General features: G+C 72.4%; 19 protein-coding genes. 12 read left to right on the top strand and 7 right to left on the bottom strand.

Translation table 11 applies throughout. The features are described from left to right. Positions 1 to 15: 15 nt before the first annotated feature. The 3 genes from FCN18_RS05860 to FCN18_RS05850 are packed head-to-tail and all read left to right on the top strand — an operon-like array spanning position 16 to position 2,952. Positions 16 to 1,095 carry a TRAP transporter substrate-binding protein gene (locus FCN18_RS05860; RefSeq protein WP_137093700.1) on the top strand — a complete coding sequence of 360 codons (1,080 nt, stop codon included), beginning with the start codon at positions 16 to 18 and terminating at the stop codon, positions 1,093 to 1,095. Next, positions 1,082 to 1,660 (top strand): TRAP transporter small permease, encoded by a 579-nt coding sequence (locus FCN18_RS05855; RefSeq protein WP_113644252.1) that lies wholly within the window; start codon positions 1,082 to 1,084, stop codon positions 1,658 to 1,660. The genes FCN18_RS05860 and FCN18_RS05855 overlap by 14 nt, the downstream gene beginning before the upstream one ends. Then, complete coding sequence (locus tag FCN18_RS05850) at positions 1,660 to 2,952, top strand: TRAP transporter large permease (protein ID WP_137093697.1); 1,293 nt, start codon at positions 1,660 to 1,662, stop codon at positions 2,950 to 2,952. Before FCN18_RS05855 ends, FCN18_RS05850 begins: the two co-directional genes overlap by 1 nt. Before the next feature lie 91 nt (positions 2,953 to 3,043). On the opposite strand, the gene FCN18_RS05845 is transcribed toward FCN18_RS05850, so the two are convergent. Together FCN18_RS05845 and FCN18_RS05840 are read right to left on the bottom strand one after the other, a co-directional pair. Beyond that, entirely contained in the window at positions 3,044 to 3,931 is an 888-nt protein-coding gene (locus tag FCN18_RS05845) for a DUF2268 domain-containing protein (protein ID WP_137093695.1), read from the bottom strand. After that, entirely contained in the window at positions 3,928 to 6,192 is a 2,265-nt protein-coding gene (locus tag FCN18_RS05840) for an ATP-binding cassette domain-containing protein (protein ID WP_137093692.1), read from the bottom strand. Before FCN18_RS05840 ends, FCN18_RS05845 begins: the two co-directional genes overlap by 4 nt. A gap of 62 nt (positions 6,193 to 6,254) precedes the next feature. On the opposite strand from FCN18_RS05840, the gene FCN18_RS05835 reads away from it, so the two are divergent. Continuing rightward, positions 6,255 to 7,202: a helix-turn-helix transcriptional regulator gene (locus FCN18_RS05835; protein WP_112269960.1), complete on the top strand. Its 948-nt coding sequence runs from the start codon at positions 6,255 to 6,257 to the stop codon at positions 7,200 to 7,202. Between the two features lie 177 nt (positions 7,203 to 7,379). On the opposite strand, the gene FCN18_RS05830 is transcribed toward FCN18_RS05835, so the two are convergent. Then, positions 7,380 to 7,736, bottom strand: coding sequence for an arsenate reductase family protein (locus FCN18_RS05830; protein ID WP_112269959.1), 357 nt, complete (start codon positions 7,734 to 7,736; stop codon positions 7,380 to 7,382). A 60-nt stretch (positions 7,737 to 7,796) separates the two neighbouring features. Next, entirely contained in the window at positions 7,797 to 8,321 is a 525-nt protein-coding gene (locus FCN18_RS05825; RefSeq protein ID WP_112269957.1) for a hypothetical protein, read from the bottom strand. Between the two features lie 383 nt (positions 8,322 to 8,704). Between FCN18_RS05825 and FCN18_RS05820 the strand changes: the two genes are divergently transcribed. From FCN18_RS05820 to FCN18_RS39000, 4 genes are all read left to right on the top strand, one after another. After that, complete coding sequence (locus tag FCN18_RS05820; protein WP_137093690.1) at positions 8,705 to 9,772, top strand: FecCD family ABC transporter permease; 1,068 nt, start codon at positions 8,705 to 8,707, stop codon at positions 9,770 to 9,772. After that, positions 9,772 to 10,557, top strand: a complete 786-nt coding sequence (locus FCN18_RS05815; protein WP_137093687.1) for an ABC transporter ATP-binding protein — start codon at positions 9,772 to 9,774, stop codon at positions 10,555 to 10,557. Before FCN18_RS05820 ends, FCN18_RS05815 begins: the two co-directional genes overlap by 1 nt. Then, complete coding sequence (locus FCN18_RS05810) at positions 10,557 to 11,558, top strand: ABC transporter substrate-binding protein (RefSeq protein ID WP_112269951.1); 1,002 nt, start codon at positions 10,557 to 10,559, stop codon at positions 11,556 to 11,558. Before FCN18_RS05815 ends, FCN18_RS05810 begins: the two co-directional genes overlap by 1 nt. A 192-nt stretch (positions 11,559 to 11,750) precedes the next feature. Continuing rightward, the gene (locus FCN18_RS39000; RefSeq protein ID WP_158303063.1) at positions 11,751 to 11,915 is read left to right on the top strand and encodes a hypothetical protein; all 165 of its coding nucleotides are present in this window, start codon (positions 11,751 to 11,753) and stop codon (positions 11,913 to 11,915) included. A gap of 12 nt (positions 11,916 to 11,927) precedes the next feature. Here the strand turns inward: FCN18_RS39000 and FCN18_RS40500 are convergent, their stop codons facing one another. Next, positions 11,928 to 12,542 carry a TetR/AcrR family transcriptional regulator gene (locus FCN18_RS40500; RefSeq protein ID WP_304481740.1) on the bottom strand — a complete coding sequence of 205 codons (615 nt, stop codon included), beginning with the start codon at positions 12,540 to 12,542 and terminating at the stop codon, positions 11,928 to 11,930. Positions 12,543 to 12,571: 29 nt separating this feature from the next. On the opposite strand from FCN18_RS40500, the gene FCN18_RS05800 reads away from it, so the two are divergent. Further along, positions 12,572 to 13,483, top strand: coding sequence for an alpha/beta hydrolase (locus tag FCN18_RS05800; protein WP_137093685.1), 912 nt, complete (start codon positions 12,572 to 12,574; stop codon positions 13,481 to 13,483). A gap of 104 nt (positions 13,484 to 13,587) precedes the next feature. Here the strand turns inward: FCN18_RS05800 and FCN18_RS05795 are convergent, their stop codons facing one another. After that, complete coding sequence (locus tag FCN18_RS05795) at positions 13,588 to 14,058, bottom strand: MarR family winged helix-turn-helix transcriptional regulator (RefSeq protein WP_113644260.1); 471 nt, start codon at positions 14,056 to 14,058, stop codon at positions 13,588 to 13,590. 80 nt (positions 14,059 to 14,138) lie between these two features. On the opposite strand from FCN18_RS05795, the gene FCN18_RS05790 reads away from it, so the two are divergent. The 3 genes from FCN18_RS05790 (at position 14,139) to FCN18_RS05780 (ending at position 18,010) form a co-directional block, all read left to right on the top strand. Beyond that, positions 14,139 to 16,385, top strand: coding sequence for an LLM class flavin-dependent oxidoreductase (locus FCN18_RS05790; RefSeq protein WP_137093683.1), 2,247 nt, complete (start codon positions 14,139 to 14,141; stop codon positions 16,383 to 16,385). Between the two features lie 11 nt (positions 16,386 to 16,396). Further along, entirely contained in the window at positions 16,397 to 17,296 is a 900-nt protein-coding gene (locus tag FCN18_RS05785) for an LLM class flavin-dependent oxidoreductase (RefSeq protein ID WP_137093681.1), read from the top strand. A 246-nt stretch (positions 17,297 to 17,542) separates the two neighbouring features. Beyond that, positions 17,543 to 18,010, top strand: a complete 468-nt coding sequence (locus FCN18_RS05780) for a nitroreductase family deazaflavin-dependent oxidoreductase (protein WP_112269939.1) — start codon at positions 17,543 to 17,545, stop codon at positions 18,008 to 18,010. Between the two features lie 50 nt (positions 18,011 to 18,060). Here the strand turns inward: FCN18_RS05780 and helR are convergent, their stop codons facing one another. Next, entirely contained in the window at positions 18,061 to 20,268 is a 2,208-nt protein-coding gene (gene helR, locus FCN18_RS05775; RefSeq protein WP_206077818.1) for an RNA polymerase recycling motor ATPase HelR, read from the bottom strand. Positions 20,269 to 20,292 lie beyond the last annotated feature (24 nt).

Here is a 20,292-nt window from a genome sequence, read left to right as displayed (position 1 = left end):
AGGAACGGTGATGCGATGAGGCAGTCACCTCGGCGGGTCGGCGCCCTGCTGGCGGTGCCGCTCGTGCTGCTGCTGGGCAGCGCGTGCGCTCCCCCGGCGCCCAGCCTCGAGTCAGACGGCGTCTACACACTGAAGGTCGCCGACTCCTACCCGGTGGGCCATCCGTTCGCCGAAGCAGGGGCGGGCGTGCTCATGGAAAGGGCGCGGGAGCTCTCCGGTGGCCGCCTCCGGTTCGACTACTTCCCCGCCGAGCAGATGGGCCACGCCGCGGACCTGCCGTCGCTGATCCGCTCGGGAGTCGTCGACCTCGGCTCGGTCGCCCCCGCCTACGTTCCCGCCGAGCTGCCACTGTCCGGGGTGGCCGACCTGCCCGGCCTGGTCGAGGACTCGTGCACCGGCTCGGTCGCGGTGGCCCGGCTGATGTCCGAGGGCGGTGTCCTCTGGCAGGAGGACTTCCAGCCCAAGAACCTGCGACCGCTCGTGGTCGGCATGATCCCCGACTACGAGGTGCTCACCGGCTCCCGGCCCGTCCACACCCCCCAGGACCTGCGCGGGCTGCAGCTGCGCTCCTCCGGCGGGACGATCGACCGCGCCGTCGAGGGCTTCGGCGCCGCGCCGGTCGGCATGCCCGCCACCGAGATGTACGAGGCGATCTCCCGCGGCACCGTCGACGGAACCGTGCTCGGTCCGGTGAGCGCGGCTCCGTACCACCTCGAGGAGGTCACCCGCTACGCGACGCTGGGCGCCCGGCTCGGCAGCTTCACCATGACCTACAGCATCAACGAGGCGGCGTGGGAGGTGCTGCCCGAGGACCTGCGCGACGCGCTCCGCCGGGCCGGCCAGGAGGCCACCCGCAGCCTGTGCGCCGCCCTGCAGGAGGGCAACGCCGAGGGCAGGCAGACGTTGCGCGACGCCGGCGTGCGGATACAGCGGATCGACGAGGCGCAACGCGAGGCCTGGAACCGCGCGACCGCACCCATCCACGAGCAGTGGACCGCCAACATGGCGGACATCGGCAGGCCCGGCGCCGCCGCACTGCGAGACCTCAAGGACGAGCTCCGGCGCGTGGAACGGGAGAACCATGACGACGACTGACGCGCCCCGGCGCACCCGGCCGGAGACGGCCACCGCGCGGGCCGGCTCCCGCGTGCTTCGAGCGGCCTCGGCGGTCGAGCGCGCCGCGTTCGCCGTGGCGGCCGGCGCGCTGGTCACCATGACCCTGCTGATGGTGGTGGAGATCGCGATGCGGTACTTCATCGCCTCTCCGATCGGCTGGAACTTCGGCTTCATCCAGGACTACCTGCTGCCCGGCTACTTCTTCCTCGCGCTGGCGTACACGGTGCGCACCGGCGCCCACGTCACCATCGACGTCGTCTACCAGCGCTGCCCCGCCCCGGTGCGCGCGGCGATGACGGTGATCGCCCGGGTGCTCATGCTCGGCCTGTCCGCGCTGCTGCTCTGGGCGGGCCTGCTGACGACGCACGACGCCTGGAGCTCCCGCGACATCCCGCCGCCCGGCGGCGCCGAGCTCAGCATCCCCACGTGGACGTGGCACGTGCTGGTGCCCGTCGGCGCGGCGCTGCTGACCGTGCGCCTGGTCTGCGACCTGGCCGCGCGCCGGGACGTCCGGCGGGACGACGAGAAGGGGGACGACGCCTGATGTCCGTCCTCGTCGTGCTCGTCGTGATGCTGCTGCTGTTGCTCATCAGGGTGCCGGTCGGCTTCGCCATCGCCATCGCCGGGACGTTCGGCCTGTACCTCGATGGTGGACTGTCCGTTGTGGTCGGCGTGCTCCAGTCGGCCCCCGCGGCCGCCGTGTCGTCGTACTCGCTGTCGCCGATCCCGCTGTTCATCCTCATGGCACAGTTCGTCGTGGCGAGCGGCGTCATGGATGACCTGTTCCGCGCCACGCAGGTGTGGGTGGGCCGGATCCGCGGCGGCGCCGGCATCGCCGCCACCGGCGCGGGCGCGATGTTCGCGGCCGTCTCCGGTTCCAGCACCGCGGCCGCGGCGACACTCGCGCACACCTCGACCACCAAGATGATCGACGCCGGATACAGCACCCGGATCTCCACCGGGCTCGTCGCCGTCGTCGGCACGCTCGCCGCCATGGTGCCGCCCAGCATCATCCTGGTCTTCTACGCCATCCTCGCCGAGCAGAGCGTGGGCAAGGTGCTCGTCGCGGGCTTCCTTCCCGGTGCGCTGGTCACCCTCGCACTCATCGCCACCCTGATGGTCCTCATCAAGGTGAACCCGTCAGCGGCTCCTCCCGGCCAGCGGCACGCCTGGAGGGACAAGCTCCGCAGCCTGACCTCGGCCGGTCCGGTGCTGGCGCTGTTCGCCCTTGTCACCGGAACCGTCTACTTCGGAGTCGCCACACCGACCGAGGCGGCCGCACTCGGCGCGGTCGGCGGGTTCGCGCTGCTCGTCGCGCGCAAGCGGGCGACCTGGGCGGCCAGCAAGCACGCGATCACCGAGACCATCAGCTCCAGCGTAATGATCCTGATGATCATCCTGGGCGCCCACATCCTCGGCTACTTCATCACCTCGACCAGGGTCACGCCCACCGTCGTGGACTGGGTGGCCTCGCTCGATGTCGCGCCCATCGTGATCATCGTCTTCCTGGCGCTCTGCTACGTGCTGCTCGGGTTCTTCCTCGACCAGATCGCGATCCTCGCCCTCACCGTGCCGGTGGTGCTGCCGCTCGTCACGGAGCTCGGCTACGACCCGATCTGGTTCGGCGTGCTCATCGTCCTGCTCGCCGAGATCGGTCTCGTCAGCCCTCCGCTTGGCCTCAACGTGTTCGTGGTGGCACGCACGGCGGGGCGTCCGGCTGCGGAGGTCTTCTGGGGTGCGCTGCCGTTCGTGCTGGCGGTGGTCGCCGTCGCGGCACTGTTCATCGCGTTCCCCGAGATCGTGCTCTGGATCCCCGACACGATGACCGCCGAGTGAGCGGCCCCTCCCGCGGTACGGCCCTAATGCAGTGAAGGCCACCATGCCTGCGTTGAACGCAGTGAAGGTGGCCTTCACTGCGGGTGGTCACTCACCGGATCCGGTCGAGCGCGGTGTCGATCACCTCCTGGCTGCTCACCAGCAGGGCCTGCGCCGCGGTGCGGCCGGTCGCGGCGAGGTAGGCGTCGACGAGCCGGTTGCCAACGGCGTAGCCTGCCCCGTTCGGCAGCCCGACCGGCGTCCCGCCGTAGCGGGCGGCCGTGGCGTCGCCGTGCACCCAGGCGGCGAAGTTCTCCATGCCGGTCACGCCGAGGCCGGAGACGACCTTCGCGAACACCGCGTCGTCGCGCAGGTGCGGCACCCCGATGCGGGCATAGCCGAGCTCGTCGCCGTACAGCTGCCGCGCGAACGCGTCCGCGAGCCCCTCCGACACCACCTGCTCCCCCACCGTGACCGTCGCCGGGTCCCACCTGACGCCGCCGGGGCTGTAGCGCAGGTTGTGGTTCAGCTCGTGCACGGCCGTCGCCTCCAGCCGCGCCAGGTTCTCCGGGTACGGCCAGAAGTTCAGGAACAGGTAGCCGGACACGCTGCCGTTGGCCGTCATGCCGAGGGCGGGACCCATGAAGTGGGCGTCGCCGGGGTCGCCGAGCACGATGAGCACGGTGAGGTCCGGCACCGTGATCCCGGGGGTCGCGGCGAGCTGCACTGTGAGGGCGTCACCGAGGGCACGCTCGATCCGGGCCCACGCGTCGGCCTCGTGCAGCGCGTCGAGGGCTTCCCGGCACCGGGCCTCGTCACGGTCGAGCGGGAATCCCGACCCCGCACCGTGCATCGCGACGAGGTCCACCTCGCCGGGGAAGTACCGGTACATGCCCGCGGCCGGCTCCAGCATGGCCCGCAGCAGCGCGGGCCGCTCAGGTACGGGCGCCCGCAGGATGTCGCGCATGGCCGGGTAGGTGTCGAGGACCGTGATCGTCATGCCGTGGAGGCTAGGGTCTCCAGCCGCTGGAGACTCAAGCCCAGCGCCTGTGCGGTCGCGGTGCCGGTGAGTCCCGCGACGTGTCCCTCGTACAGGATCCGGCCGCCGTGCCTGCCCGGTCCCGGCCCGAGGTCGATGAGCCAGTCGGCGCGGCGGATGACGTCGAGGTTGTGCTCGATGACGACCACCGTGTGGCCGTGGTCCACGAGGTCGTCGAGCACCCCCAGCAGCGTGTCGATGTCGGCCAGGTGGAGCCCGGTGGTGGGCTCGTCGAGCACGTAGAGGGCCGGGCCGCTGGTGTCGCGCAGCTCCTTCGCGATCTTGACCCGCTGGCATTCGCCACCGGACAGCGTGGTCAGCGGCTGACCGAGCCGCAGATAGCCGAGGCCGACGTCGTCGAGATGGCGCAGCCCCCTGGTGATCGCACGGTCGGAGAGGCGGTGGACGGCCTCGGCGATCGTGAGGTCGTCTATGTCCGCAATGGACAGTCCTTCCACTCGGTACCGCAGCACCTCGTCGGTGAAGCGCCGGCCCCGGCACGTCTGGCAGACCGTCTCCTGCCCGTCCATGAAGGCGAGGTCGGTGTAGATCACGCCGAGACCGCCGCAGTCGGGGCACGCGCCCTCGGAGTTGGCGCTGAACAGCGCCGCCGGGACGCCGTTGCGGCGAGCGAACAGCTTCCGGATCGCCGCGGCGATGCCGGTGTAGGTGATGGGGGTCGACCGGCGGTTGGTGCTGACGGGTTTCTGGTCGATCACCACGGCGTCGTGCTGGGCGACGAGCTCGTCCGCGAGGCTGGACTTGCCCGAACCCGCGACGCCGGTGAGCACGCTCAGTACGCCGGCCGGGAAGTCGACCGTCAGGTTCCGGAGGTTGTTGCGCGTGGCCTCGCTGACCGTGATGCGCCCGCGCGGCGTTCGTGGCCGGTCCTTGAGGGGCCGGCCGCGCGCCAGCGCCGCCGCGGTGGGCGTGCCGGCCTCCCGAAGCTCCGGGAACGTGCCCTGGAAGACGAGCCTGCCGCCCTCCTCCCCCGCGCGCGGACCGATCTCGACGACCTGGTCGGCGATGGCCATCACGGCGGGATCGTGCTCGACCACCAGCACGGTGTTTCCCTTGTCACGCAGCCGTTCGAGGAGCGCCGTCATGGCGGACACGTCGTGCGGGTGTAGGCCGACGGTGGGTTCGTCGAAGACGTAGAGCAGCTCGATCAGGCTGCTGCCGAGGTGCTTGACGGTCTTGATCCGCTGCGACTCGCCCCCGGACAGACTCGTGGTGGCGCGGCCGAGGTGGAGGTAGCCGAGCCCGATGGTGACCATCGCGTCCAGCCGGTCCTTGAGCGCGGCCACGACCGGGGCCACGCTCGGGTCGGTCACCTCCGTCACCAGTTCCGCGAGCTCGGCGACCTCCATGCGGGCCAGCTCGCCGATGGTGCGGCCGAGCACCGTGGCCGTCCGGCTGATGGGGTTGAGCCGGTCGCCCTCGCAGTCGGGGCACACCGCGGAGCACGTGAACCGGGCGAGCGTCTCCTTCTTGCGGTCGGACAGGTTGTCCGAGGTGTGCAGGTAGATCCGCTCGAAGCGCTCGACGACGCCCTCGTAGTCCTTCGGAGGCTTGGTGCCAAGCCGCGCGGCGTGCTCGCCGCCGTACAGCAGCGCCTCCCGCTCGGCCTGCGTCCAGTCGCGCAGCGGCGTGCTCACGTCGAACGCGCCGATGTCGGCGTACCGCGAGTACCAGTAACCACCGTTTCCGAAGCCCGGCAACAGGATCGCGCCGTCCTCGAGAGACCGGTCCAGGTCGACGAAGCGGTCGACCGCGCTGGTCACCACCTCACCGAGGCCGGAGCACGTTGCGCACATGCCGGCCGGGTCGTTGAAGGAGAAGTGGTTCGACTCGCCGACGTGCGGCGTGCTCACGCGGGAGAACAGGAGCCGCAGGTAGGTCCACGTGTCGGTGATGGTGCCGACCGTGGAGCGCGCGTTCCCGCCGATGCGCCGCTGGTCGATCACCACCACCGGGGAGAGGCCGTCGAGGTGGCCGACGTCGGGCCGGGTCCACTTCGGCAGCCGGTTGCGGGTGAACGGTGGGAAGGTCTCGGTGAGCTGGAAACCGGCCTCGGCCGCGATCGTGTCGAACACCAGCGACGACTTGCCCGAGCCGGACAGCCCCACGAACACCACCACCTGCCCGCGTGGCACATCGATGTCCAGTGACCTCAGGTTGTTGGTCCGGGCTCCCCGGATCCGGATGTGACGCTCCGCCATGCCCCCGACCGTACGGGCAGATGTGGTCAGAAAATGTCCGCGACTATCGCGACAATGGAGCCATGGCCGATGTGCTGCGACGAGTCCTCGCCCTGCTGGCGGTGCTGCAGACGGGCAGGGCCTTTTCGGGCGACGAGCTGGCGGCCCGGCTCGACGTCACACCGCGCACGCTGCGGCGCGACGTCGACCGGCTCCGCGGCTACGGGTACCCGGTCGAGACGCAGCCGGGCCCTGGCGGCTACTACCGGCTCGCCGCCGGCCGCGCCATGCCGCCGCTGCTGCTGGACGACGACGAGGCCATCGCGACCCTGCTGGGGCTGGCGACGCTGGCCGCGATCGGTGACGCCACCGAGGGAGGCGTCGACGACGCGGCGACCCGCGCCTACGGCAAGGTCGACCAGTACCTGCCCAAACGACTCCGTCCGCGCGCGGCGGCCCTGCGCGAGAGCCTGGAGACCACGCCGACACGCGCCCCGAGCACCAGTGCGGGGACGCTGAGCACGCTCGCGGACGCGATCCACCACGAGCACGTCGTCACCTTCGACTACACCGCGGCGACCGGCGTCACCAGCACGCGCCGGGTGGAGCCGCACCGCCAGCTTCACCTGAACCTGCGGTGGTACCTGCTGGCCTTTGACACCGGCAGGGACGACTGGCGCGTCTTCCGCACCGACCGCATCACGGGGCTGCGCGAGCTGAGCCTGCGCTTCACCCGCCGCCCGCTGCCCGCCGGAACCGGGATCGACTACCTCCGGCAGGGGCTCGCGAAGGACCGGCGGCGGGTGGTCCTGACCATCGACGCCCCGGTGACCGCGGTGGCCGACGCGTTCACGTACCAGGACGTCGAGCTCGCCGCCGTCGCCGGGGACCGCACCCGCGCGGTGCTGTCGCTCGACTCCTGGCACTGGCTGCTGCCGAGCCTCGCCTTCCTCGACGCCGACTTCACCGTCCACGAACCCGCCGAGTTCGCCGCGGCGTGCCGGCGCTTCGGTGCGCGGCTCCGGCAGTGAGCGACTGACCCCACTCACCGGAGGAGCAACGGCCCGAGCACGCGCCGACCCGGTGTCGCCGCGGGCGTCGGGGCGCCGTGCCCGGCGAGTGGGCCGCCGGGTGGTGGCCGACGTCGATACGGGGCGGTTACGCCGAACGGGTCGTCGCCGACGTGGGCTCCCTGGTCGCGTTCACCGCTACGGCAGGACGGAGCGCACGGCCTCCTCCGAGCGCCCCACCACTGTCGTCCCGTCGTCCGCGGTGATGATGGGCCGCTGGATGAGGGCCGGGTGCGCGGCCAAAGCCTCCAGCCACTGCGGCCGATGGGCCGCGTCGCGCGCCCACGAGGCCAGGCCCAGCTCACCGGCAGCGGCCTCGCCGAGCCGGGCGATGTCCCACGGCTCCAGCCCCAGGCGCTTCAGCACGGCGTCGAGCTCGTCCGCAGTGGGCGGCTCCTCCAGGTAGTACCGGACCGTGTAGTCGGCTCCCTCGGCGTCCAGCAGCGACAGTGCGGAGCGGCATTTGGAGCAGGCCGGGTTGATCCAGATTTCCATCAGCGCGGATCCTTCGTGCCGGGTTCGAGGCTGGCCGGGGCATCCTAGCCGCACCTCCCGCTACGGTCGGTCCACCTCCTCGATGCCGAGCACCCGGCCGTCGCCGAAGGCGATCCGCAGCACCCGGTCCGGCGAGGGCAGCACCTCGAAGAACCACAGCTCGACCTCACCCGGGCTCCCGCCGAGAAACCGCACCGAGCGCTGCCTGGCCAGGAGCTCCCCCACGCTCATCCTCGCCAGCGGCTCTCCGAGCAGGCGGACCACCTCCCGCTGCGACATGCCCGCGGTGAGCTCCGTGCCGCGCAGCCGCTCGGCCCGTTCGCGCACGCGGTGATCCCGTTGCAGCGCGGCGATCCGCTGCTCGCGGAAGACCGCCTCCATCTCCTGAGGCCGCTGTCGCGCGCACGAGGCGTGCACCAGCCAGCGCCGGTGCCCGTACAGCGAGATCGGCCGGACCTCGCCTTCCGTCCTCGGCGCGCCCAGCAGCCGCAGGAGCAGTCCGGCCTCGCCGGCGTCGAGATAGTAGCCACGCCGCGTGCCCCAGACTCGCCTGCCGCAGCACAGGCACTCGCCGACTCGCCACATGCTCAGCTCCCGTCACGACCTCGCCGCACGATGCCAGGTTCCCGCGTCCGCGGGAACGACCCTGACCGGTTGCTGCCTCGCTGGGCACCGGCCCGCGCCGCTGACGTCCACGTCACAGCGGATTGACACCCTCGCCGCCGCTGCCCGACGATCATGGACGACAACCGCATCCGCGCCCGCATGGGGGAAGCCGGTCGAAGTCCGGCGCTGACCCGCAACGGTAGGCCGTCCGAGGGACGGCGAGCCCGAACGCCCGGCGAGCGCGGCGCGCTCTTGGACACCCGTCGAGGTCTGCGGGCCGGAGCCTCGGAACGCGGCCCGCCGTAGCGCGGGCGTGGCGCCGCGGCCTTCGCCGTGGGCCCGCATTCCGGAAGGCGGACGACATGGCCGACGCCGTCGCACGGCAGGCCGCCCCGCACCGCCCCGCACCCGTCCCGCTCGTGGTGGCGCTGGCACTGGGGTTGCTGGGTTCGCTGATCTGCGCGCTGGCCCTCGGTGCCGCCCGTGTGCCGCTGTCCGACGTGCTCGGCCATCTCGGCGCGGGCCTCACGGGCGGCTGGATCGACGCCGCCGACCTGCCGGACTACCAGATCGTGTGGGAGGTGCGGCTGCCCCGCGTGCTGCTGGCCGCGGTGGTCGGCGCGGGGCTCGCCGCGGTGGGCGTCGCGAGCCAGGCTCTCGTGCGCAACGCGCTGGCCGACCCGTTCGTGCTCGGCGTGTCCTCCGGCGCGTCGGTGGGCGCCACCGCGGTGATCGTGCTCGGCGCGTTCGCCGCCCTCGGCGTCTACGCCCTGTCGGTGGCGGCCTTCGTCGGCGCGCTCGGCGCCACCGCGCTGGTCTACCTCGCCGCGCGGTCGCCACAGGGCCTCACGCCGCTGCGGCTCGTGCTCACCGGCACCGCGCTCGCGTACGGCTTCTCCGCGGTCACGACCGTGCTGGTGTTCCTCGCCCCGCGCGGCGACGCGGCCCGCTCGGCGCTGTTCTGGTTGCTCGGCAGCCTCGGCGGCGTCACGTGGCCCTCGCTGCCGCTGGCCGCGGCAGCCGTTGCCGCCGGCATCGCGTACCTGCTGTCGCAGGCCCGCGCGCTCAACGCGCTGGCGATGGGCGACGAGACCGCGGCCGCGCTGGGCGTCGAGCCGGGACCGTTGCGGCGCAGGCTGTTCGTGGTCTGCGCGGCCGTCACCGGCTGCCTCGTCGCCGTGAGCGGGGCCGTCGGCTTCGTGGGGCTGATGGTGCCGCATCTGGTGCGCATGGTCACCGGGGCCGACCATCGCAGGCTGCTCGCCGTGGCGCCGCTCGCGGGCGCCGTGCTGCTCGTGTGGGTGGACCTGCTGGCGCGCACGCTCGTCGCCCCGCAGGAGCTGCCGCTCGGCGTGCTCACCGCGGCGCTCGGCGTACCGGTGTTCGTCTGGCTCGTCCGGCGCCGCGGCTACGTGTTCGGGGGCCGCTGATGGACGTCGGCATCGAGGGGCTCACCGTCACCGTCGCGAGTACGCGGCTCGTGTCGGACCTGCGGGTCGCCGTGCCCTCGGGCGCCGTCGTCGGTCTCATCGGCCCCAACGGCAGCGGCAAGTCCACCACGCTGCGCTGCGTGTACCGCGCGCTGCGCCCCTCGGCGGGCCGGGTGCTGGTCAACGGCGACGACGTCTGGCGGCTCACCGCCCGCGACAGCGCGCGGCGGGTGGCCGCCCTGCCCCAGGAACAGCACGCCGAGTTCGACTTCACGGTCGCCGAGGTGGTGGCGATGGGCCGGTCCCCACACCAGGGCAGGCTCGAGGCCGACAGCGACGCCGACCGCGAGATCTGCGCCGCCGCACTGCGCCGGGTGGGTGTGCGGCACCTGGCGCGGCGTGGCTTCCTCACGCTCTCCGGCGGGGAACGGCAGCGGGTGCTGATCGCCCGCGCGCTCGCGCAGGAACCGAGCGTGCTGGTGCTCGACGAGCCGACCAACCACCTCGACATCCGCCACCAGCTGGAGATCCTCGCGCTGGTGCGCGACTCGGGCGTCACCGCGCTGGTCGCCCTGCACGATCTGAACCTGGCCGCGAGCGCGTGTGACGTCCTCTACGTCCTCGACGCCGGCGGCGTGGTGACCAGCGGCAGTCCGCGCGACGTCCTGACGCCGGAGCTGCTCGCCACCGTGTTCGGCGTGCACGCGCACGTGCTCGAACACCCGGTGAGCGGCGCGCCCCAGCTCGTCTTCAGCAGTGCACCCGACCCGGAAGGAACGCCGTGATGCGACGCCCCCTGCCCGTGCTCGCACTCGCCGCCACGCTGCTCGTCTCCGGCTGCGGCGCGCAGGTGCGGGAGGAGCCCGGCTCCGCCGCCGACGGCTATCCCGTCACGGTCACCAACTGCGGCCAGGAGGTGACGTTCGACCGCGCGCCGGAGCGGATCGTGGCCTACGACAGCGGGATCGTGGAGACGCTGTTCGCGCTCGGGCTCGGCGACCGCATCGCCGGTTACGTCCTGCCGCACCAGCGCGACATCGCGTCCTCGCCGTGGCGCGAGGACTTCGAGCGGGTGCCGAACCTCGGCGTCGACACCATCAGCAAGGAGGTGATCCTGCAGGCGGGCGCCGACTTCGTGTACGCGGGCTGGAACTACGGCTTCCGCGAGGACACCGGCCTCACGCCGCGGCACCTCGACGAGCTGGGCGTACCGTCCTATGTGCTCAGTGAATCCTGCCGCAACGGCAACACGGAGCGCTCGCGCGGCATCATGCCTCCGCTGGAGGCGCTCTACACCGACCTGCGCAACCTCGGCCGCGTCTTCGGTGTCTCCGAGCGCGCCGAGCAGCTGGTCACCGAGTACCGCGAGGTGGTGCGGGAGGCCGAGGCGACCGTGCCGGAGGACCGGCCGCGCCCCAGGGTCTTCCTCTACGACTCGGGCACCGACCAGCCGTTCACCGGCGGGCGCTACGCCGCCTCCCACGAGGTGATCACGCGCGGTGGCGGAGAGCACGTCATGGCCGACCTCGCCGACAGCTGGACCACGACGCAGTGGGAGACGGTCGTGCAGCGCGACCCCGAGGTGATCGTCATCAACGACTACGCCCCGACGAGCGCGGCGGAGAAGCGGGCTTTCCTGGAGAGCTTCCCGCCGCTGCGGCACGTCTCCGCGGTCGAGCACAAGCGGTTCCTCGTTCTCGACTACGCCGAGCTGGTGCAGGGACCGCGCAATCCCGCCGCCGTGCGCAAGGTCGCGGACTACCTCAACGGCCTGGGTGGCTACTGACCCATGGGACCCGATCAGGTGATCAACGACTAGACTGAGGGCAGCGGCGCCCGGTCGCGGGCGCCCGAGCCGTCGGCCCTCCGGCCGGGGGCGCTCCTGCCGCTGGTGACAGGTTCCTGGCGTTCCTGTCCGCGGCGACCGATCGGCAGCGTGCGAACCGGCTCGGCCGGTTCCCGACGAGCAGGAGGTTGAATGGAGCACACGGACACCGCCGCGCAGTTCCGGCAGATCGCGAACCCCTACCGGGTCCGCGTCGAGCGGGACCGGATCATCCGGGGCACGTCCTCGCAGCCGTGGCCGCCCGCCGTGACGGCGGACGGCTCCACCGAGACGTCCGACGCCGAACAGGCGTCGTAGCGGCACTGGCGCTCAGTCCCGGCCGGGGCTGAGCGCCAGCATCGTGCGGGCCAGGTCGTCGGCCGCCGACTCGGCCCCGAGCAGCACCCGGTGCAGCTGGCCGTCCACGGCGTGCACGAGCAGCGCGGCCGTGTGCTCGGCGTCCGCTCCTCCTCGGCCACACCGGCGCAGCTGGGCCGCCAGCTCCTCGGCGAGCCCGTCGTGCAGTGCCCGCAGGCGCTCCACGCCGTCCGGCGTGCGCGGCGTGTGCTCGTAGAGCACCGCGTGCAGCCGCGGCCGGTTCCGGTGCAGGTCGTCGACCGCCGCCGCGACCATGCTTACGGTCGTCTCCCAGTCCGGGCGCGCGGCTGCCAGCTCCGCCGACAGCGCCGCGAGCCGCTCCCCCGCCTCGTCGAGATGCCGCTCCGCCAGCGCGTGGAGGAGCGCCCGCTTGTTGGGGAAGTACTGGTACAGCGTGCCGATCGAGACACCGGCGCGTTCGGCGATCCGGTTGGTGGTGGCGGAGATCCCCTCGCGCTCGAAAACCTGAGCAGCCGCCTCCAGCACCACCTCCACGGTCTCGCGGGACCGCTGCTGGCGCGGCCTTTTCCGGGGCGTGTCGATGATGGTCCTAACGCGAGTTGTCACGGGGCTCCGAACCCGCTGGGATCGAGGTCATGCACGAAGCCTACCTCGCCCGACTGCCCGAGGACCTGCGCGCGAACCCGTTGCCGCGCAGGGAGTCCACGTGGTGGCCGTGGCGCGATGCCGACATCCACCTCGAGCGCGTGGGCGATCCCGCGGCGCCGGTCCGGGTGCTCCTCCTGCACGGCGCGGGCGGGCACGCGGCCGCCCTGTGGCCCTATGCCGCCTACGCCGCGTCGCACGGCCTGCACGTCGTGGTGCCCGACCTGCCCGGGTACGGGCGCACGCGCGTTCCGCGCCGCGCGGCCGTGCGCTACCCCGACTGGGTGGCGCTCGTCTGCGACCTCTTGCGTGCCGAGCGGCGGAGCCACGCCGGGCGGCTCGTCGTCGTGGGGGCGAGCATGGGCGGGCTGCTGGCCTACGACGCGGCGACGCGCACCGGTGTCGCCGACCGCGTGCTGGCGACCTGCCTGTTCGACCCGAGGGATCCGTTGGCCCGCAGGCACATCTCGCGGTTCGCGTGGCTCGGCGCCGCGGCCCGTCCGGCGCTGCGCGTGCTCGCCGGGCCGCTCGCGTCGCTACGGGTACCCCTGCGCTGGGTCACCAACATGGGCGCGATCAGCAACGACCCGGGATTGACCGGGCTGGTGCTGGGCGACCGGCTCGGCGGCGGGAACAGGGTGCCGCTGGGCTTCCTGCGCAGCTTCCTCGACTCGGCGCCCGGCGTGGAGCCGGAACAAGCGACGGGTCCCCGCTTCGTGCTCGCCCATCCCGGCGAGGACCGGTGGACCCCCACCGAGGTCAGCCTGCGCTTCTTCGACCGGCTCGCCGCGCCGAAGGAGCTGGTGCTGCTGGAGGGCGCCGGGCACTACCCGGTCGAGGCCCCCGGCGCGCACCGCCTGGCGGAGCTGATCGTCGCGCTCGGCGAGCCGAGCCCGGCCTGAACGCGAGCTCTTCCGGGGATTTCACGTCAGCCCGCGGACCGTCGCACGGCGCCTGAGCAAGATCGTCGGCGAGCCGGTGCGCGGTCCGGCGGCGGCCCGAATCGTCATGACCCGTGCGGCTCGTGCCGGGGCAGCCCCTTGAGCACCGCGTCCGCGATGTCGCCGAGCGCGTCGAGCTGCTCCTCGGTGAGCGCGTCGACGACGTGCCTGCGCACCGCTCGCTTGTAGTGTGCCGTCGCCTCCTCGGCCAGCTCGCGGCCGAGGTCGGTGATCTGGACGACGGTGCCGCGGCTGTCCTCTGCGCAGTCGAACCGCGTGACGAGCCCGCGCTGCTCCATGCGCCGCAACTGGTGGGACAGCCGGCTCTTCTCCCATCCGAGGCCGCAGCGCAGGGCGAGCGCCCGCACGGGCTCGCCGGGGGTGTCGAGCAGCGCGGTGAGGATCTCGTAGTCCGGCTCCGACAGACCCGAGCACGCGGCGAGCTCGCGGTTGAGCTGACCGGCCAGTCGCACCCGCATCGCCTGATAGCGCGCCCACACGTCCGCCTGGCGCGCGGAGAGCCCGGAGGTAGCCATGTGCCCAGCGTAACCCAACAGGTTGATGCGTCAACTTAACCCGGCTAATATGGTTGACGCATCAACCTAAGGAGTGCGAGATGCACTACGGTCACGCACTGACCTTCGGCACGTTCCTCACCCCGACGGCCACCGAGCCCGCACGGGTGGTGTCACTCGCCACGCGCAGCGAGGAGCTGGGTTTCGACCTCGTCAGCATTCAGGACCACCCGTACCAGCCGGCTCACCTCGACGCCTGGACGCTCCTGACCTGGCTCGCCGGCCGCACCCGCCGCGTGACGCTCGCCCCCAACGTGCTCAACCTGCCGCTGCGCGACCCCGCCGTCCTGGCCGGTGCCGCGTCGAGCCTGGACCGGCTGTCCGGTGGCCGCCTCGCGCTCGCGCTGGGGGCGGGCGCGTTCTGGAAGGCGATCGGCGCGATGGGCGGGCGCACCCTCTCCCCCGGCGAGTCGGTCACCGCCCTCAGCGAGGCCATCGACATCATCCGGGCGAGCTGGGACGTCGGCGACGAGCGCCCGATCCGGCTGAACGGTGAGCACTACCGCGTCGACGGCGCCGCGCGCGGACCCGAACCCGCCCACGACGTCCCGCTCTGGCTCGGCGCGTACAAACCGCGCATGCTGCGCCTGCTCGGCGCGAAGGGTGACGGCTGGGTGGTGACGCACCAGCTGCTGCGACCGGGACAGCTCGCCGAGGGCAACAAGCTCATCGACGAGGCCGCCGTGGCGGCGGGCCGGGACCCGAGGGAGATCCGGCGCCTGCTGAACGTTTCCGGCGACTTCCTCGGCGGGCCCGGCGAGGCGTGGGTCGACGCGCTGCTGCCGCTCGTCGTGGAGGACGGCGTGGGCACGTTCATCCTGGCGACCGACGACACGGCGACCCTCGAGCGGTTCGCGGGCGAGGTCGCCCCGGCGCTGCGGGAGGCCGTCGACCGGGAGCTGCCCGGCACTTCCCTGCCGCCGCTCCGCCGGGCTGCGGTCCGGGCAAGGCGACGCGAAGGCATCGCGTACGACGACGTCCCCGCCGCGCTGGCTGACGCCGCGATCGAGCCGGGCGACGTCGGCTACGCCGGGGTGAGGTCGACCTACCTGCGGGGCGGCGCGCCAGGGCTGGTGCTGCGGCCACGCACCGAGGAGGAGGTCGCCGAGGCGCTGGCCTTCGCACGGGCGCACCCGCGGCTGCCGCTGTCATTGCGCAGCGGCGGGCACGGCATCAGCGGGCGCTCGACCAACGACGGTGGGATCGTCATCGACGTGTCCCGGCTGAACTCGATCGAGGTGGTCGACCCCGCCCGCCGCCGTGTCCACATCGGCCCCGGCGCGCGGTGGGCGGACGTGGCCGCGGCGCTCGCGCCCCACGGGCTGGCGCTGACCTCCGGTGACTACGGCGGCGTGGGGGTCGGCGGCCTCGCCACCGCGGGCGGGCTCGGGTTCCTCGCCCGCGAGCACGGGCTGACGATCGACCATCTGCGCGCGGTGCGGATGGTGCTCGCCGACGGCTCCGTGGTCCGCGCGAGCGACGACGAGAACCCAGAGCTGTTCTGGGCCGTTCGCGGCGCGGGCGCGAACTTCGGCGTCGTCACCTCGTTCGAGTTCGAAGCCGACGAGGTCGGTGACGTCGGGTGGGCGCGGCTCGTGTTCGACGCGAGCGACACGGCCGGGCTGCTGCACCGCTGGGGCGCCACGCAGGAGGCCGCGCCGAGGGACGTGACGAGCTTCCTGCTCGTCGGCCCGCCCCGGCGTGGCAGGCCGCCGGTGGCGCACCTGATGGCGATGGTCGACTCCGCCGACCCGGAGACCGTTCTCGACCGGTTGCGGCCCTTCGCGGAGATCGGTCCCCTCCACGACCAGTCGGTGGTGCTGACGTCCTACGCGTCCGTCATGGCGAACGCGAGCCCCGAGGCGCACAACGGCCACGGCGAACCGGTCACGAGGTCCGCGTTCGCCGAGCACATCACACCCGAGTTCGCGGCCGACGCCGAGCGGCTCCTCCGCAGCGGCGCCGTGTACTTCTTCCAGATCCGGGCAGTCGGGGGCGCGGTGGCCGACGTGCCCCCGGACGCGACCGCGTACGCCCATCGGTCGGCCAACTTCTCCGTCACCACCTTCGGCGTGGACCGTCGGCGGGTCGACGCCGAATGGGACCGGCTGGCCGGGCACCTCGACGGGTTGTACCTCAGCTTCGAGACCGATCCCCGGCCGGAGCGGCTCGCCGACGCGTTCCCGCCCGCGACGCTGCGGCGGCTGCGCGAACTCAAGGCCACCTACGACCCGGGCAACGTCTTCCGCGACAACTTCAACGTCACCCCTGAACGCCGATCCCACTGAGGAGCGAACCCATGCCCGACTACGGACACGACCTGCTGTTCGGCACCTTCGTCACGCCCTCGGCCTCGCCCGCCCACCACGCGGTGGACCTCGCGGTGGCCGCCGACCGGGCAGGCCTGGACCTCGTGACCTTCCAGGACCATCCCTACCAGCCACGCTTCCACGACACGTGGACGCTAATGTCCTATGTGGCCTCCCGCACCGAGCGGATCCGGCTGAGCGGCAACGTGCTCAGCCTCCCGCTGCGGCAGCCCGCCGTGCTGGCCCGCAGTGCCGCGAGCCTCGATCTGCTCAGCGGCGGGCGGGTCGAGCTCGGGCTCGGCGCGGGCGCGTTCTGGGACGCCATCGACGCGATGGGCGGCCGCAGGCTCTCCCCCGCGCAGGCGGTGGTCGCCCTCGAGGAGGCGATCGCCATCATGCGGCAGATCTGGGCGGCCGACCAGCCGGGCGGCGTGCACGTGAAGGGCGACTACTACGCCGCCGACGGAGCGAAGCGGGGCCCGGCCCCGGCGCACGACATCGGCGTCTGGATCGGCGCCTACAAACCCAAGATGCTGGCGCTGACGGGAAAGACCGCCGACGGGTGGCTGCCCTCGCTGCCCTATCTGCCGGGCGGCCCGGCCGTCCTCGGCGACCTGAACGAGCGGATCGACGAGGCGGCGGCCTCGGCCGGACGCTCGCCTTCGGACATTCGGCGGCTGCTCAACATCAACGGGCGGTTCGGGGACACCAGCACCTCGCTGCTCAACGGCCCGCCGGACCAGTGGGCCGAAGAGCTGGCCGGGCTGACGCTGGAGCACGGCATCACCGGCTTCGTGCTCGCCACCGACGACGAATACACCACCGAGCTGTTCGCGGCCGAGGTCGCCCCAGCCACCAGGGAACTGGTCGCGGCCGAACGACGAGGGTGATCGCCTGCTGATGCTGGACCGGGCGGGCGTGCCGGCGAGGCGGACCGTCCGACGGCGCGCCACTGCCGCTCCGCACGCCGAGCGCGACGAGCGGTAACGTTCCGGGCCGAACGGTACCGGGGGCTCGCCGAGTACCAGCGCGGGATCGGCCGGTCGTCCCGGTGATCGCGCTCGTTCCGGTGACCTCCGGCTGACCGATCAGGAATCGAGAAGCGCCGACCGGGCGGCCGTTCCTACCGTGAGCGCATGACCTCGAGCCAGCAGACAGGCAATCAGAAGAAGCGCGGTCCGCTCACCAGGGCGTCGCACTGGTTCCAGCGGCGGATGAACGTCAGGACCAACGAGAAGATCCGCAGGAAGGCCGGCAAGGTCATGGGCATGGACATGCTCATCCTGCACACGGTGGGCCGTCACAGCGGGCAGCCGCGGGAGTCGCCGCTGACCTGGTTCGCCGACGGCGACGACGCGCGCCTGATCGTGGCCTCGGGAGGCGGCAGCAGGCACCCCGACTGGTACTTCAACCTGATGGCACACCCCGACAAGGCGGCGATCGAGTTCCACGGCCAGTCCGCCGTCCCGGCGACGCCGCACGTGCTCGAGGGCGCCGAGCGGGAGAAGGCGTGGCAGCGCATCACCGAGGCCCAGCCGCGCTACGCCAAGTACCAGAAGAAGTCCGAGCGGCGCTACCCCGTCATCCGGCTGACGCCGCGGTGACCGCGGACGCCGTGTGGCCGGCCCCGCCCGAGGCCGGCCACACGCGCCCGCTACGCCGATCCGACCGGCGCCCCGGTTTCGGCGAGCCCGCTCAGCACCCGTGGCAGCGGGCCCTGGTGCAACACGCCGAGGCGCTGGGTCGCTCGGGTGAGCGCGACGTAGAGCTCGGCCGCGCCACGCGAGCCGTCGGCGAGGATCCGTTCCGGCTCCACGACCAGGACGGCGTCGAACTCGAGGCCCTTCGTCTCCGCCGGTGTCACCGCGCCGGGCACGTCCGGCGGTCCGATCACGACACTGGTGCCCTCGCGGCCGGCCTCGTCCCGGACGAACTCCTCGATGACGAGGGGCAGCTCCTCGCCGGTGACTCGCTTCGACCACGGCTGAACCCCGCACGCCCGCACCGAGTCCGGCGGCCGCGCCTCCGGGGCGAACTCGGCGAGCAGCGCGCCGGCGACGGCCATGATCTCCGCCGGGGTGCGGTAGTTCACCGTCAGCGACCGGTGGACCCAGCGGCCGGGCACGTACCGCTCCAGCATTGCCCCCCACGACGTCGCCCCGGCCTCCGACCGGCGCTGCGCCAGGTCCCCTACCACGGTGAACGACCGGTTCGGACAGCGCCTCATCAGCACGCGCCAGTCCATCTCGGACAGTTCCTGCGCCTCGTCGACCACCACGTGCCGGTAGGTCCAGTCGCGGTCGGCGGCGGCGCGCTCGACGAGCTCACGGGTATCGGCCTCCACGAACCGCTCGGCCAGATCCTCGGCGTAGAGCAGGTTCTCGGCGACCAGCTGGATGTCCTCGTCCTGCTCCTCCCGGTCCAGTTTCATCAGGTCCATCACCCCGGCGGCGTACTCGGCCTCGGCCCTGCGCTTGCGCTCCTCAGCCCGTTCGGCCGCCCGGTCGGCCTCCTTGTCCCGGCCCAGCAGATCCACCAGCTCGTCGAGCAACGGCACGTCCGGCACCGTCCACGCCGCACCGTCGGCACGCCACAACGCCGGGTCGGCGCCCGCCGCCCGCAGCCGCTCGGGCGAGGAGTACAGCCCCGCCAGCAGTGTCTCCGGTGTCAGGATCGGCCACAGGTCGTCGATCGCGGCGGCGAACGCCTCGTTCTCCGCGAGCTCGTCGAGCAGGTTCCCGCGAAGCTCCTCCCATTCCGCTCGGTCGTCGCGGGTCAGGCAACCCTTGCCGATCCGTCCGATCGCCCGCTCCGTGAGCACGTACGTGATGATCTCGGTGAACACCGACCGTGCCTCGTTGTGCGGCAGGCCGCTCGTGCGCGCCTCCTCCCTCGCCCACTCCGCGGTCGCGGCGTCGATGCGCACCGTGACGTCCTTCAGCTGGATCGGCACCGGCTCCTCCGGCAGCCGCTGCCGGTCGGCGATCGCCGCCGCGAGCACGTCGAGCATCGCCAGCGACCCCTTGAGCCGAGTGGCCTGCGGCGTGTCCTCGGCCGTGACGCGAAGGCCGGGCACGAGGTCGCCGGTGGTCAGGAAGACCACATCGGACTCCCCCAGCGACGGCAGTACGCGGCTGATGTGGTCGAGGAAAGCCGGGTTGGGCCCGACAACGAGCACGCCGTGACGCTCCATCCGCTCCCGCTGGGTGTAGAGCAGGTACGCGACACGGTGCAACGCCACGACGGTCTTCCCGGTGCCAGGGCCGCCCTCGATCACCAGCACGCCGGGGTGGTCGAGCCGGATGATCTCGTCCTGCTCGGCCTGGATCGTGGCCACGATGTCGCGCATCCCGTCACCGCGCGGTGCGTTGACGGCCGCGAGCAAGGCCGCGTCTCCCCTGGCGTCGCCCTCCGCGTCGCCCGGACGGCCGAGCACCTCGTCGGTGAAGCCGACGACGTGCCGCCCCCTGGTGTGGAACTGGCGGCGCCGCCGCATGTTCTCCGGGTTGGCGCCGGTCGCCGTGTAGAACGGGCGCGAGGCCGGCGCCCGCCAGTCGAGCAGCACCGGTTCGTACGAGTTCTCCTCGTCGAAAAGCCCGATCCGGCCGATGTATGAACGCGCGCCCGAATCGCTGTCCAGCCGCCCGAAACACAGTCCGTTGTCCACGGCTTCCAGCCGTCTCACCCGTTTCGCCAGCGACCGCACCTCCACGTCCCGTTCCATCGGTGTCGCGCCGTTTCCCCGCAACGCCGCCTCGTACTCCCCCTTCACCCGCGCGCGCTCGGCGTCGAGCCGCGCGTACAACCCGGCCACGTAGTCCCGTTCGGATCGCAGTTCCTCGTCGTACCCCTGTGTTGACACATGCCCCTCGCTGTGACTAAACTG

The organism is Prauserella endophytica (assembly GCF_005146945.1).
GTDB lineage: Bacteria > Actinomycetota > Actinomycetes > Mycobacteriales > Pseudonocardiaceae > Prauserella_A > Prauserella_A endophytica.
The sequence above is the reverse complement of the archived record's forward strand: the minus strand, read 5'-3'. Positions and strand labels throughout refer to the sequence as shown.

What these genes read in the sequence shown, in the direction of transcription:
- FCN18_RS05835 (WP_112269960.1), top strand. Translation starts at nt 6,255, where the DNA reads ATGGCCGATGTGCTGCGACGAGTCCTCGCCCTGCTGGCGGTGCTGCAG.
- FCN18_RS05790 (WP_137093683.1), top strand. Translation starts at nt 14,139, where the DNA reads ATGCACTACGGTCACGCACTGACCTTCGGCACGTTCCTCACCCCGACG.
- FCN18_RS05785 (WP_137093681.1), top strand. Translation starts at nt 16,397, where the DNA reads ATGCCCGACTACGGACACGACCTGCTGTTCGGCACCTTCGTCACGCCC.
- FCN18_RS05795 (WP_113644260.1), bottom strand. Translation starts at nt 14,058, where the DNA reads ATGGCTACCTCCGGGCTCTCCGCGCGCCAGGCGGACGTGTGGGCGCGC.
- FCN18_RS05780 (WP_112269939.1), top strand. Translation starts at nt 17,543, where the DNA reads ATGACCTCGAGCCAGCAGACAGGCAATCAGAAGAAGCGCGGTCCGCTC.
- FCN18_RS05825 (WP_112269957.1), bottom strand. Translation starts at nt 8,321, where the DNA reads ATGTGGCGAGTCGGCGAGTGCCTGTGCTGCGGCAGGCGAGTCTGGGGC.
- FCN18_RS05845 (WP_137093695.1), bottom strand. Translation starts at nt 3,931, where the DNA reads ATGACGATCACGGTCCTCGACACCTACCCGGCCATGCGCGACATCCTG.
- FCN18_RS05855 (WP_113644252.1), top strand. Translation starts at nt 1,082, where the DNA reads ATGACGACGACTGACGCGCCCCGGCGCACCCGGCCGGAGACGGCCACC.
- FCN18_RS05820 (WP_137093690.1), top strand. Translation starts at nt 8,705, where the DNA reads ATGGCCGACGCCGTCGCACGGCAGGCCGCCCCGCACCGCCCCGCACCC.
- FCN18_RS39000 (WP_158303063.1), top strand. Translation starts at nt 11,751, where the DNA reads ATGGAGCACACGGACACCGCCGCGCAGTTCCGGCAGATCGCGAACCCC.
- FCN18_RS05810 (WP_112269951.1), top strand. Translation starts at nt 10,557, where the DNA reads ATGCGACGCCCCCTGCCCGTGCTCGCACTCGCCGCCACGCTGCTCGTC.
- FCN18_RS05850 (WP_137093697.1), top strand. Translation starts at nt 1,660, where the DNA reads ATGTCCGTCCTCGTCGTGCTCGTCGTGATGCTGCTGCTGTTGCTCATC.
- FCN18_RS05830 (WP_112269959.1), bottom strand. Translation starts at nt 7,736, where the DNA reads ATGGAAATCTGGATCAACCCGGCCTGCTCCAAATGCCGCTCCGCACTG.
- FCN18_RS05815 (WP_137093687.1), top strand. Translation starts at nt 9,772, where the DNA reads ATGGACGTCGGCATCGAGGGGCTCACCGTCACCGTCGCGAGTACGCGG.
- FCN18_RS05860 (WP_137093700.1), top strand. Translation starts at nt 16, where the DNA reads ATGAGGCAGTCACCTCGGCGGGTCGGCGCCCTGCTGGCGGTGCCGCTC.
- FCN18_RS05840 (WP_137093692.1), bottom strand. Translation starts at nt 6,192, where the DNA reads ATGGCGGAGCGTCACATCCGGATCCGGGGAGCCCGGACCAACAACCTG.
- FCN18_RS05800 (WP_137093685.1), top strand. Translation starts at nt 12,572, where the DNA reads ATGCACGAAGCCTACCTCGCCCGACTGCCCGAGGACCTGCGCGCGAAC.